Below are 12,606 nucleotides of genomic sequence, written 5' to 3' on the forward strand. Positions count from 1 at the left end.
ACCCCCAATGCACCTGCTCAGGCGAGCAGTTCGACTTCCGACACCACCGCCTCACCATCGAGCACCAGGCGGTACTTCCCGTACGTACCCGGTGACCCCACGGAGAACGCCCGTGTCTGCCGGTCCCAGGCGAAGGACTGCCCGGAGCGCTCGTCGAGGGTCCGCCACGTGGTGCCGTCGTTCGACCCCTGGAGCTTCCAGCCGGTCGGAGCCTTCGCCCGCTCGGCCGACGATGTCAGGGTGTACTGCAGGGCCTTGGTGCGCTCGGACACCGGCAGCTCCAGCGAGGTGACACTCGCCTGCGTCGCCGACGTGTTGTCGAACAGCGCCCCGTCGCCCTTCAGCACGTCCGTCCGCGGCGTCGGCACCTCGTCGTCCTGCGTGATCGACACGGGCGCCGCGTTCTTGCCGGTGCCCCAGGTGGAGGGCCGAGGGCCCATGTCGAACTCCAGGACGCCGCCCTTCGCGATCAGCGAGTGCGGGAGCGAAGTCGACTTCCACGGCACGCCGTTGACCTTCAGGCCCTGCACATACACATTGCGGGCACTGTTCTTCGGCGCCTTGACGACCAGCTTGCGGCCGTTCTCCAGCTGAACCGTCGCCTTGGTGAACAGGGGTGACCCGATCGCGTACTCGCCACTGCCCATCACCAGCGGATAGAAGCCCAGCGCGGAGAAGAGGAACCAGGCCGACTGCTCGCCGTTGTCCTCGTCGCCGTGGTAGCCCTGTCCGATCTCGCTGCCGACGTACAGCCGGGACAGCACCTCGCGGACGTTCTTCTGCGCCTTCCAGGGCTGCCCTGCGGCGTTGTACATGTAGTTCGCGTGGTGGGCGACCTGGTTGGAGTGGCCGTACATGCCCATCCGGACGTCCCGCGCCTCCGTCATCTCGTGGATGACGCCGCCGTAGGAACCGACGAAGTCGGGCGAGGCCGTCTCCGGGGTGGCGAAGTACTCGTCGAGCTTGTCCCCGAGGCCGCTACGGCCGCCGTAGAGGTTGGCCAGGCCCCGGCTGTCCTGCGGGGCGGTGAAGGCATAGCCCCAGCCGTTCGTCTCGGTGTAGTCGTAGCCCCACACGCGCGGGTCGAACTTGGAGGACTCGACGCGCCAGTCGCCCTTCTCGTCGCGGCCCTGGAAGAAGCCGGCCTTGGAGTCGAAGAGGTTGACATAGTCCTGGGCGCGGTTGAGGAAGTACTCGGACTCCTCCTTGTAGCGCTTGTCGCCGGTCTTCTTGTACAGGGCCTGGCCCATCTTCGCGATGCCGTAGTCGTTGAGGTAGCCCTCCAGCGCCCACGACAGGCCCTCGTGCGTCTCGGTGCTCGTGTACCCGAGGAAGGGCGAGGTCGCCATGCCCTTGCGGCCGACACCGGACGACGGGGGTACGACGGTCGCGTTCTTCACGGCCGCGTCGTACGCCGACTTCGCGTCGAAGCCGACCCCCTTCACGTACGCGTCCGCGAAGGCCACGTCCGAGGACGTGCCGGTCATCAGGTCCGCGTAGCCGGGGGAGGACCAGCGGGACGTCCAGCCGCCGTCCTTGTACTGCTGCACGAAGCCGTCGACCATCTCACCCGCCTGGCTCGGCGTGAGGAGCGAGTACGCCGGCCAGGTCGTCCGGTAGGTGTCCCAGAAGCCGTTGTTGACGTACACCTTGCCGTCCACGATCTTCGCGCCGGTGTGCGTCGGGGTGTCCGGATTCGGCATCGGGGAGAACGGCGACGCGTACTGGTACTTCGAGCCGACCTTCTCGAAGCCGGAGTTGGGGTACAGGTACAGCCGGTACAGGCTGGAGTACAGCGTGGTCAGCTGGTCCTGGGTCGCGCCCTCCACCTCGACCTTGCCGAGGAGCTTGTCCCACTGGCGCTGGGCGCGTGACTTCACCGTCTCGAAGGAGGCGCCGTCGACCTCCTGGCGCAGGTTGTCCTTCGCCTGGTCGACGCTGATCAGCGAGGTGGCGAGGCGGAGGGTCACGGTGCGGTCGTCACCGGCGTCGAAGCGCAGATGCCCCTTCACGCCGCTGGAGGACCCCTCGGTGACGGGCTTGTCGAACACGCCGTGGATGAAGAGGCGGGTGGCGCCCGTGGACAGCCCGGACTTCACGTCCGAGTAGCCGCTGAAGGTCCCGCTCTCCTTGTCGAGCGTGAGCCCCGCCTGGTCCGTCACGTTGTCGAAGAGGACGCTCGCGTCGTCGCCCGGGTAGGTGAAGCGCAGCACCGCCGCATGGTCGGTCGGCGCCATCTCCGCCTTGAGCCCGTTCTCGAACCGCACCCCGTAGTAGTACGGCCGCGCGGTCTCGTTCTCGTGCCGGAAGGCCAGCTCGCGCGCCTCGCGTCCGGTGTCCGGGGTGCCGGAGGCGGCCGACGGCATCACCTGGAACGTCTGCCGGTCACCCATCCAGGGGCTGGGCTCATGGCTGGCGCTGAACGCCTGGATCGTCGGCAGGTTGTCGTCGTTGTTCGCGCGGGCGTAGTCGTACAGCCAGCTCAGCGAGCCTGCGTTCGTCACCGGCGTCCAGAAGTTGAAGCCGTGCGGGACCGCGGTCGCCGGGAAGTTGTTGCCGCGCGAGAAGCCGCCGCTGGAGAGGGTGCCGCGGGTGGTGAGCGCGTAGTCCGACTTGTGGGCCTTCGGCTTCTCCGGCGCGACGGACTTCAGGGTGATGTCGTCCAGCCAGCCCCGGAACTTCGCCGGGCCCTTGGGGGAGTCGTACGCCACGAGTATCCGGTCGACCGTCCTGCCCGCCGCGACCGACCCGATCCGTGAGGCGACGGCGTTCCACTGGTTGACGTACAGCACCTTGGCCGCGCCCTGTCCGCGCGGGGAGAGCGGGAAGCCGTGCTGGTCGGTGGCGCCGAGCTCGCTGAGGTGGCTGCCGTCGGTGAAGACCAGGTCGACCGAGACGTTCGTGGCGTCGTAGTCGCGGTCGCCGTCCGCCATCGACGGGAAGACGCGGTACGACAGCCGGGTGTCGCGGCCGACCGCCACGTTCACGTCGTAGACCTTGTTGTACGAGTACGCCCGCCCGTCCGCCGTGTGCCGGCCGGCGTAGCGCAGCGCCCGCTTGCCGGTGAAGCCGGCGCCCGCCTTCGCGGTCGGGGAGCCGCTCGGGCCGCGGTCGACGAGCGAGAGCATGTCCTGCGGGACGGGACCGTCGCTGCCGCCCGTGGAGAACTGGACGTCGGCGAGCTGGAGGATGTCGGAGGCGCCGTTGTTCTGGGTGATTTCCAGCCGGAAGTGCTGGTATTCGGCCGGTTCCGAGAGGTCGTAGGTCTTTGTCTGGAACCGCTCGTTGAACGTCTCGCCGGAGCGGGTGTCGAGGGTCTTCCAGTCCTTGCCGTCCGTGGAGCCCTTCAGGGTCCAGTCCCGCGGGTCCCGTTCGGCGTAGTCGTTGGCCGAGGTGAGCGCGTATTTCGCGATTTTTATCGGTTTGTCAAGGTCGAATTCCACCCATCCGGTGGATTCGAAGACCAGCCACTTACTGCTCGACTCCCCGTCGGAGAGGTTCTCCTTGACCTCGCCGCCACCGGTGTTCTCGCCGCTGGCCCGGACATCGGTGACGTGGTCGGTCACATTGCCCGGAATGCCACTGCTGTAGCCGCCGTCGACGCCCGAGGCGCGCTTGTCGCCGTCCGGGGTGGTGTCGACGGTATTGAGCCAGTCGGGTGCCGGATCGTCCGCCTCGAACGAGGAGGCGAAACTCCGGTCGGCCGTCGCGGGGGCCTCGGGCAGGGCGACCGCCACGCCCTGCGAGCCCACGGTCAAAGCAAAGGCGGTCGCCGACACGACCGCCGTACCCCATCTGTGCCGAGCTCTCTGCTGCATAAGCCGGTACCCTCCCTGCGCACGGGACAACGTTGTCAACTTCGCTGCGCAAGGATCAGTTGTGGCTCAAGTGCCGGGTATTGTCAAGGGTGTTGGGTGCGGCATACGGGGCCTATGTCGCGGATTATTCCGGGCAACCTGCGCACAGGCCGCTCATATTTCTGCGAGGTCTCAACTCGGAAAAGACCATCGGCCAACCTTGCATTCGATCTTGCTCCGCTGGCGGGAAGTGGACTATACCTGTCGGCACTTCACATGATTCCGCACTTCCTGCACAACCCAGCGTGACCCGACCGCGGTGCCGGGGAGGATCCGGTTCACCGCCTGAGTCCTGGAGAAGGCGAGGACTTGAGCATGGGATCCACTTCCGGCGAGAACCCTGAGAACAACGGCTCCGCAAGCGTGGGGCGTCGCGATCTGATCAGGCGGTCCGCCGCCCTCGGTCTGATCTCCGTACCGACCATGAGTTTCCTCTCCGCGTGTGCCACCGGCGGTGGCGGCAGCGACGAGGAGAGCAAGGCCCCGGGCGGCGCGAAGTCCGCCACCAACCCCCTGGGGGTCAAGGAGGGCACCGCGCTGGAGGCGTTCATCTTCAAGGGCGGCCTGGGCGACCAGTACGCCAAGGACGCCGAGGCCGACTACAAGGCCAAGTACAAGGCCGAGGTCAAGCACACCGGCACCCAGCAGGTCGGCCCGAAGCTGACCCCGCGCTTCGCCGGCGGCAACCCGCCGGACGTCATCGACAACTCCGGCGCCGACCACCTGGACATGAACAAGCTGTCCACGCAGGGCCAGCTCCAGGACCTCAAGGCGCTGCTGGACGCGCCCTCGCTGGACGACGCGAGCAAGAAGATCTCGGACGTCATCCACCCGAGCACCATCGAGAAGGGCAAGCACGGCGAGACCTTCGACGTGCTCTACTACGCCTTCACCATCTACGGCACCTGGTACTCACAGAAGGCCCTCGACGACAACGGCTGGGAGTACCCCAAGACCCTCGACGAGATGGTCAAGCTCTGCGGCGAGATCAAGAAGAAGGGCATCGCGCCCTGGACGTACGCCGGAAAGTATCCGTACTACGTCCACTTCAACCTGTTCGCGCAGATCGCGAAGATCGGTGGCATGGAGGGCTGGATCGCCATCGACAACCTGGAGCCGAACGCCTGGACCAGCAACGACGCGGTCAAGCAGGTCGTCGAGCACTACGAGGAGCTGGCCGCCAAGAAGTACTTCCTCCAGGGCAGCCAGGGCCTGACGCACATTCAGTCGCAGACCGCCTGGAACAAGGGCAAGGCCGTCTTCATCCCCAACGGCTCCTGGGTGGAGAACGAGGCCGCTCCGACCACGCCCAAGGACTTCGGGATGTCCGTCGGCGCCCTGTTCGACGGCTCCGCCGGCGACAAGCTGCCGAACGGCACCCTGCGCGCCGAGCCCAGCGAGCCGTACATCGTGTCCGCCAAGGGCAAGAACCCGGCCGGCGGCATGGAGCTGCTGCGCATCATGCTCTCCAAGAAGCACGCGCAGAACTTCGCCACCAAGGTCAAGTCGCTCACCTGTGTGGTCGACGCGACCGAGGGCATGACTCTCTCGCCGGGCCTCGCCTCGGCGAGCAAGGCGTTCAAGGACGCCGGCGACAACATCATCAGTCTCCAGCTCCAGGAGTGGTACCCCTCGCTCACCGACGAGAAGATCGGCGGTCTCACCGGGCAGCTGCTCACCGGTGAGCTGAAGGCGGCCGACTGGATCAAGAAGACGCAGGAATACGCCGACGCCGTCCGGAAGGACGACTCGGTGAAGAAGTTCAAGCGCGAGAGTTAAGAGTCCGGTCCGGCACAGCGGCACTCGAAGGGGAAGGGGCCGGGAAGCTCCATGCAACACGGCAAATACCGATTCATCGTGGGCTTCCTGGCCCTGCCCGTCATCGTGTACGCGGTCTTTGTGATCTCACCGTTCGTCCAGGCGTTCCAGATCTCGCTGACCGACTGGTCGGGCCTGGTCGGCACGGCGAAGTTCGTCGGCCTCGAGAACTTCGAAAAGCTCTGGCACAACGAGGACTTCTGGAACGCGCTGTGGCACAACGTCTACATGCTGATCGCGGTGCCGATCGTGACGCTGGCACTCGGCCTGTTCTTCGCCTTCATGCTGAATGTCGGCGGAAAGCGGCGTAAGAACGAAGTCATCACCGGTGTCGCCGGATCGAAGTTCTACCGTTTCGTCTTCTTCTTCCCGCAGGTCATCTCCATCACCATCATCGCCGTCATCTGGTTCAACATCTACAACCCGGACCCGCAGGACGGCATGCTCAACTCCCTGCTGGGCGCGGTCGGTCTGGACGGCTGGCAGAACGCCTGGCTGGGCGAGAAGAGCCTCGCCCTGCTGTGCATCATGGCGGTGATGATCTGGTCCCACGTCGGCTTCTACGTCGTGCTGTTCTCGGCGGCGATGGCCTCCATCCCGCGGGACATCTACGAGGCGGCGCTGCTCGACGGCGCGGGCCGCTTCCCCACCTTCTTCAGGATCACCCTGCCGCTGCTGTGGGACACCGTGCAGACCGGCTGGGTGTACATGGGCATCATCGCGCTGGACGGCTTCGCCCTGGTGCAGATCATGTCGGTCAACATGGGCGGCCCCGACGGCGCCACGGACGTCATGCCGCTGCGCCTGTATCTGACGGCGTTCCGCGACAGCCAGTTCGGCTACGCGTCCGCGATGGGCGTCGCGATGCTCATCGTCACCATGACGTTCGCAGTGCTCACCCTGCGCTTCGCGCGGCGTGAGCGGATCGAGTTCTAGGGGTACGGGGCGATGACGACCGACACGAACACCGGCACGGTCACCAAGACGGACGAGGCGGACCGTCCGAGCCTCACCAAGAAGCTCGGCGCGACCGACGGCCGCAGCTCCGAGGGCGGCATCCTGCACGTCTTCTCGCACGGCATGCTCGTCCTGTGGGCGCTGATGGTCGGCGTGCCGCTGCTGTGGGTGCTGTGGAGCTCCTTCAAGACGAGCAACGGCATCCTGTCGGACCCGTGGGGGCTGCCGACCTCGTTGCACTTCGAGAACTGGGCCAACGCCTGGAACAAGGCGAACATGGGCCAGTACTTCCTCAACACCGCGATCGTGGTGGGCGGTTCGGTGGTCGGCACCATGGTGCTGGGTTCGATGGCCGCCTATGTGCTGGCCCGCTTCACCTTCCCGGGCAACCGGTTCATCTACTTCATGTTCGTGGCCGGCATGTCCTTCCCGGTGTTCATGCTGGTCATCCCGCTGTTCTTCGTGCTGCGGGACTTCCCCGGCAGCTCGCTGCTGGCGACGTACCACGGGCTGATCCTCGTCTACATCGCCTATTCGCTGCCGTTCACGGTCTTCTTCATGACCGCGTTCTTCCGCACCCTGCCGACCTCGGTCGCGGAGGCGGCGCTGATCGACGGGGCATCGCACACGCGAACGTTCTTCCAGGTGATGCTGCCGATGGCCAAGCCGGGTCTGATCAGCATCGGCATCTTCAACTTCCTGGGGCAGTGGAACCAGTACCTGCTGCCGATGGTCCTCAACCAGAACGAGGACAAGTACGTGCTCACCCAGGGCCTGGCCATGATCGCGCTGCAGCAGGGCTACGAGAACGACTGGGGCGCCCTGATGGCCGGCATGATGATCGCGATGCTGCCGGTGCTGATCGTCTACTTCATCTTCCAACGACAGGTGCAGGCGGGCCTGACGGCCGGTGCGCTGAAGTAAACGCTCTCTGTTGGCCCCACCGTAAGCACCACATCACCCCACGTCACACGTGAGCCGTCCCACACCGGGGCGGCTCGCGCGTGCGTGTGCACATTCCCGGATCCGGTTCAACCTCTTGACGGGAGGCAACCCGAACGGCTCAGCTTAGAGTTCACTAGTTGGACACGGACGGGGCCTCATCGAAGCGGTCCCGCGCGCAGGAGGTCGTCGTGGAGACTCCGGGGTCGCAGTCGTCGCTGCACCGAGCCAACCTGGAGCGGGTCGTCCGGGCCGTCCGGCTTGCCGGATCGCTCACCCAGGCGGAGATCGCCAGGACCACGGGTCTGTCGGCGGCGACGGTCTCCAATATCGTCCGCGAGCTCAAGGACGGCGGCACGGTCGAGGTCACACCCACCTCGGCGGGCGGCCGACGGGCCCGCAGCGTCTCCCTGAGCGGGGATGCCGGGATCGTCATAGGAGTCGACTTCGGGCATACGCATTTGCGCGTCGCGGTCGGGAACCTCGCCCACCAGGTGCTGGCCGAGGAGGCCGAGCCGCTGGACGTCGACGCCTCCTCGACGCAGGGCTTCGACCGGGCCGAGCAGCTGGTCAACCGGCTGATCGCGGCGACCGGCGTCGACCGGTCCAAGATCGCCGGGGTGGGTCTCGGCGTGCCCGGCCCGATCGACGTGGAGTCCGGCACCCTCGGCTCGACCGCCATCCTGCCCGGCTGGACCGGCACCAAGCCCGCCGAGGAGCTGCGCGGCCGGCTCGGCGTGCCTGTGCACGTGGACAACGACGCCAACCTGGGCGCCCTGGGCGAGCTGGTCTGGGGCAGCGGACGGGGCGTGCGGGACCTGGCGTACATCAAGGTCGCCAGCGGTGTCGGCGCGGGCCTTGTGATCAGCGGCAAGATCTACCGGGGCCCGGGCGGCACAGCGGGTGAAATCGGGCATATTACTCTGGATGAATCCGGCCCGGTCTGCCGCTGCGGAAACCGGGGCTGCCTGGAGACCTTCGCGGCCGCGCGCTACGTGCTTCCGCTGCTCCAGTCCAGCCACGGCACCGACCTCACCATGGAGGGCGTCGTACGGCTGGCCAGGGACGGAGACCCGGGCTGCCGCCGCGTGATCGCCGACGTCGGCCGTCATATCGGCAGTGGAGTCGCGAATCTCTGCAACCTCCTGAACCCGAGCCGCGTGGTCCTCGGCGGTGATCTCGCCGAGGCCGGTGAGCTGGTCCTGGGGCCGATCCGGGAGTCCGTCGGCCGCTACGCCATTCCCAGCGCCGCGCGCCAACTGTCCGTTCTCCCCGGGGCACTTGGCGGTCGTGCGGAAGTGCTGGGAGCCCTCGCGCTCGCGCTCAGCGAGATGGGGGATTCAACCCTTTTGGACAGCACGCTGCATGCGGCCACGCCTGCCTTCACTTAGAGAACGTATGGCACCGTTGCCAACCCGTTAAGGATTTACTTCTTGACGTCGCACGTGTGGCCGAGTTGACTTCCAGCCACCTCGGCCGCAATGTCGCGGCCTCGTCAGGGAGGTTTCTGAAGTGAACACGCGTATGCGTCGTGCCGCCGTTGCCATTGCCGCTGGTGCGATGGCCATCTCGCTGGCTGCCTGTGGCAGCGCCGAGGAAGCCGGCGGCGACAACGACTCCACCGCCTCCGCCGCCAAGGGCGACGACATCAAGGTCGGTCTCCTGCTCCCGGAGAACCAGACCGCGCGCTACGAGAAGTTCGACCGGCCCCTGATCCAGCAGAAGATCAAGGAGCTGACGAACGGCAAGGCCACCGTCGACTACAACAACGCCAAGCAGGACGCCAACCTGCAGGCCCAGCAGGTCGACACCATGATCACCAACAAGGTGGACGTCCTCATCCTGGACGCCGTCGACGCCAAGGCGATCAAGAACTCCGTGCAGAAGGCCGTCGACGCCGGCATCAAGGTCGTCGCCTACGACCGCCTGGCCGAGGGCCCGATCAGCGCCTACACCTCGTTCGACAACGTGGCTGTCGGCAAGACCCAGGGCGAGGCCCTGCTGACGGCGCTGGGTGACAAGGCGACCAAGGACTCCAAGGTCGTCATGATCAACGGCTCGGTCACCGACCCGAACGCCGCGCAGTTCAAGGAAGGCGCCCACTCCGCGCTCGACGGCAAGGTCACCATCGCCAAGGAGTACGACACCAAGGAGTGGAAGCCGGAGAACGCCAACTCCGAGATGGAGGCGGCGATCTCGGCGGTCGGCAAGAACAACATCGCCGGCGTCTACTCCGCCAACGACGGCATGGCCGGCGGTATCATCACCGCGCTCAAGGCCGCGGGCATCAACGTCCCGGTCACCGGTCAGGACGCCGAGCTGGCCGCCGTGCAGCGCATCGTCGTCGACGAGCAGTACATGAGCGTCTACAAGCCGTACGCCCCCGAGGCCAACGCCGCAGCCGAGATGGCCGTCGCGCTCGCCCAGGGCAAGTCGCTCGACTCCATCGCCAAGGACAAGGTCGACAGCGGCAGCGAGAAGGGCATCCCGTCCGTGCTCGTGCCCGTCACCTCGCTGACGAAGGAGAACATCAACGACACCGTCATCAAGGACGGCGTCTACACCGCCGCCGAGATCTGCACCGGCAAGTACAAGGCCGCCTGCGACAAGCTCGGCATCAAGTAAGCAGCCTCAGGTCCCTTTCCAGGTGCGGGAATTCGTCCTTGAATTCCCGCACGGGACATGACTGCTCCAGACTCCTCCGGCGCCCCGCGTATACGTCAGCCCCGCAAGCTCGGCGCGGGGCGCCGGACGGAACCCCCCAAAACTCTTCTCTGTACAACCCTTCCGCCGGGTCAGGCGGCGAAGGAGATGGTTCACGTGTCCGCTACGCCCGTGCTGGCGTTGCGCGGGGTCTCCAAGCGGTTCGGTGCCGTTCAGGCGCTCACCGACGTAGAGCTTGAGGTCCACGCCGGTGAAGTGGTCGCCCTGGTGGGCGACAACGGCGCCGGAAAGTCCACGCTGGTCAAGACGATCGCCGGCGTGCACCCCATCGATGAGGGCGTCATCGAGTGGGACGGCAAGGCCGTCTCGATCAACCGGCCGCACGACGCCCAGAGCCTGGGCATCGCGACGGTCTACCAGGACCTCGCGCTGTGCGACAACATCGACGTCGTCGGCAACCTCTTCCTGGGCCGCGAGCTGAAGAAGCGCGGTGTCCTCGACGAGGTCGAGATGGAGCGCCGCTCGCTCGAGCTGCTCCAGACGCTGTCGATCCGCATTCCCAGCGTGCGTATCCCGATCGCCTCGCTCTCCGGCGGTCAGCGCCAGACCGTGGCCATCGCCCGCTCCATGCTCGGCGAGCCCAAGCTGGTCATCCTCGACGAGCCCACCGCCGCCCTCGGCGTCGAGCAGACCGCCCAGGTCCTCGACCTGGTCGAGCGGCTGCGCGAGCGCGGGCACGCCGTGATCCTCATCAGCCACAACATGGCCGACGTCAAGGCCGTCGCGGACAAGGTCGCCGTGCTGCGGCTCGGCCGCAACAACGGCGTCTTCGAGGTCAAGACGACCTCGCAGGAGGAGATCATCTCCGCCATCACCGGCGCCACCGAGAACGCCGTGACCCGCCGTGCGGCGCGCACGAACGGGGAGGTTTCCAAGTGAGCATCGACAAGACCTCCACGACGTCGCAGGACCACGAGGTCCTCAACACCGAGGCCGCCGCGGCCGCGGTGACCGCCGTCGACCCCCGCCTGCTGGTGCAGGAGCAGGGTCTGGCCGGCTACCTCACCGAGTTCCGGCGCAAGCTGAAGGCCGGTGAGCTGGGCTCCCTGCCGGTCATCCTCGGCCTGGTCGCCATCTGCGTGATCTTCCAGAGCCTCAACTCGGCCTTCCTGTCGGCTCAGAACATCAGCGACATCACCGTCACGATGGTCGGCACCGGCATGATCTCCGTCGGCATCGTCTTCGTGCTGCTGCTCGGCGAGATCGACCTGTCCGTCGGCTCGGTCAGCGGCGCGTCCAGCGCCCTCGCGGCCGTCCTCGCGGTCAACCAGGGCTGGCCCGAGTGGGCGGCCGTGCTCTTCGCCGTCGCGGCGGGTGCCGTCATCGGCGCGGCGCACGGTTTCTTCTTCGCGGTGCTGGGCGCCCCGGCGTTCGCCGTCACGCTGGCGGGTCTGCTGTTCTGGCTCGGCTTCATGCTCCAGACACTGGGCGAGAACGGCACGATCAACCTCGACAGCGACGGTCTGATCGGCAAGCTGACGACGTACTTCTTCACGGACGTGGCGGCCGCGTACGGCCTGGCGGCCGTGGTGACCGCGGTGTTCTTCATCACCTCGTTCCTGGGCAACCGCCGCCGTCAGGCCGCGGGCATCCCGTTCCGCCCGATGAGCGACACGATCATGCGGACGGTACTGCTGGGCATCGTGTCCTTCGCCGCGGCGGTCATGTACAACCAGTACAAGGGCCTGCCGCTGGCCACGGTGATCTTCCTGGTGTTCCTGGTGGGCACGGACTTCCTGCTGCGGCGTACCTCGTACGGCCGGAAGGTCTTCGCGCTCGGTGGCAGCGTCGAGGCCTCGCGTCGTGCGGGCATCAACGTCACCATGGTGCGGATCACCGTGTTCGCGATCTCGGGCGGCTTCGCCGCGATCGGTGGTCTGTTCCTGGCCTCGAAGATCGCCTCCGCCAACCAGAGCGCCGGTACCGGTGACCTGCTGATGAACGCCATCGCGGCGGCCGTCATCGGTGGTACGTCCCTGTTCGGTGGACGTGGCCGCACCTGGAACGCGCTGCTCGGTGTGCTGGTGATCGTCTCGATCCAGTACGGCCTGCAGCTGGAGTCCATCGCCGAGCCGGTGAAGTACATGATCACCGCCGGTGTCCTGCTCACGACGGTCGTGATCGACTCGATCACCCGTAAGACGCAGAAGACCGCGGGTCGCGCGTAGCACCCCGCGCGCACAGGTCCTGTGCCCGGCACCAATGGCGGTGCCGGGCACAGTCATGTCGTAGGAACGGCACAAATTGGGTACAGCCGATCGCATGACCCGCGACGGGTGGGCCGGGAACCTTCCGCCTGAGCGGAACA

General features: G+C 66.7%; 8 protein-coding genes. 7 read left to right on the forward strand and 1 reads right to left on the reverse strand.

The window, feature by feature from the left end; genetic code table 11:
* Positions 1-17 precede the first annotated feature (17 nt).
* Entirely contained in the window at positions 18-3,818 is a 3,801-nt protein-coding gene (locus ACZ7M7_RS22565; RefSeq protein ID WP_472119636.1) for a GH92 family glycosyl hydrolase, read from the reverse strand.
* A gap of 354 nt (positions 3,819-4,172) precedes the next feature.
* Between ACZ7M7_RS22565 and ngcE the strand changes: the two genes are divergently transcribed.
* The 7 genes from ngcE to ACZ7M7_RS22600 all read left to right on the forward strand — a co-directional run bounded on the left by ngcE (position 4,173) and on the right by ACZ7M7_RS22600 (position 12,466).
* Positions 4,173-5,636: an N-acetylglucosamine/diacetylchitobiose ABC transporter substrate-binding protein gene (gene ngcE, locus ACZ7M7_RS22570; RefSeq protein WP_383604414.1), complete on the forward strand. Its 1,464-nt coding sequence runs from the start codon at positions 4,173-4,175 to the stop codon at positions 5,634-5,636.
* 51 nt (positions 5,637-5,687) lie between these two features.
* Positions 5,688-6,611 carry a carbohydrate ABC transporter permease gene (locus tag ACZ7M7_RS22575; RefSeq protein ID WP_472119639.1) on the forward strand — a complete coding sequence of 308 codons (924 nt, stop codon included), beginning with the start codon at positions 5,688-5,690 and terminating at the stop codon, positions 6,609-6,611.
* Between the two features lie 12 nt (positions 6,612-6,623).
* Complete coding sequence (locus tag ACZ7M7_RS22580) at positions 6,624-7,556, forward strand: carbohydrate ABC transporter permease (protein ID WP_472119642.1); 933 nt, start codon at positions 6,624-6,626, stop codon at positions 7,554-7,556.
* Positions 7,557-7,765: 209 nt separating this feature from the next.
* Positions 7,766-8,965, forward strand: a complete 1,200-nt coding sequence (locus ACZ7M7_RS22585) for an ROK family transcriptional regulator (RefSeq protein WP_427839475.1) — start codon at positions 7,766-7,768, stop codon at positions 8,963-8,965.
* 133 nt (positions 8,966-9,098) lie between these two features.
* Positions 9,099-10,199 carry a substrate-binding domain-containing protein gene (locus ACZ7M7_RS22590; protein WP_383604975.1) on the forward strand — a complete coding sequence of 367 codons (1,101 nt, stop codon included), beginning with the start codon at positions 9,099-9,101 and terminating at the stop codon, positions 10,197-10,199.
* 186 nt (positions 10,200-10,385) lie between these two features.
* Entirely contained in the window at positions 10,386-11,177 is a 792-nt protein-coding gene (locus ACZ7M7_RS22595) for an ATP-binding cassette domain-containing protein (protein ID WP_383604402.1), read from the forward strand.
* On the forward strand, positions 11,174-12,466 hold the full coding sequence (locus ACZ7M7_RS22600) for a sugar ABC transporter permease (RefSeq protein WP_383604399.1): 1,293 nt from the start codon (positions 11,174-11,176) through the stop codon (positions 12,464-12,466). Before ACZ7M7_RS22595 ends, ACZ7M7_RS22600 begins: the two co-directional genes overlap by 4 nt.
* The last annotated feature ends 140 nt before the right edge of the window (positions 12,467-12,606 follow it).

It is taken from the genome of Streptomyces sp. NPDC111606 (genome assembly GCF_055656945.1).

Excerpts from the sequence above, each read along its gene's own strand:
- ACZ7M7_RS22565 (WP_472119636.1), bottom strand. The coding sequence starts at position 3,818 with ATGCAGCAGAGAGCTCGGCACAGATGGGGTACGGCGGTCGTGTCGGCG.
- ngcE (WP_383604414.1), top strand. The coding sequence starts at position 4,173 with ATGGGATCCACTTCCGGCGAGAACCCTGAGAACAACGGCTCCGCAAGC.
- ACZ7M7_RS22575 (WP_472119639.1), top strand. The coding sequence starts at position 5,688 with ATGCAACACGGCAAATACCGATTCATCGTGGGCTTCCTGGCCCTGCCC.
- ACZ7M7_RS22580 (WP_472119642.1), top strand. The coding sequence starts at position 6,624 with ATGACGACCGACACGAACACCGGCACGGTCACCAAGACGGACGAGGCG.
- ACZ7M7_RS22590 (WP_383604975.1), top strand. The coding sequence starts at position 9,099 with ATGCGTCGTGCCGCCGTTGCCATTGCCGCTGGTGCGATGGCCATCTCG.
- ACZ7M7_RS22595 (WP_383604402.1), top strand. The coding sequence starts at position 10,386 with ATGGTTCACGTGTCCGCTACGCCCGTGCTGGCGTTGCGCGGGGTCTCC.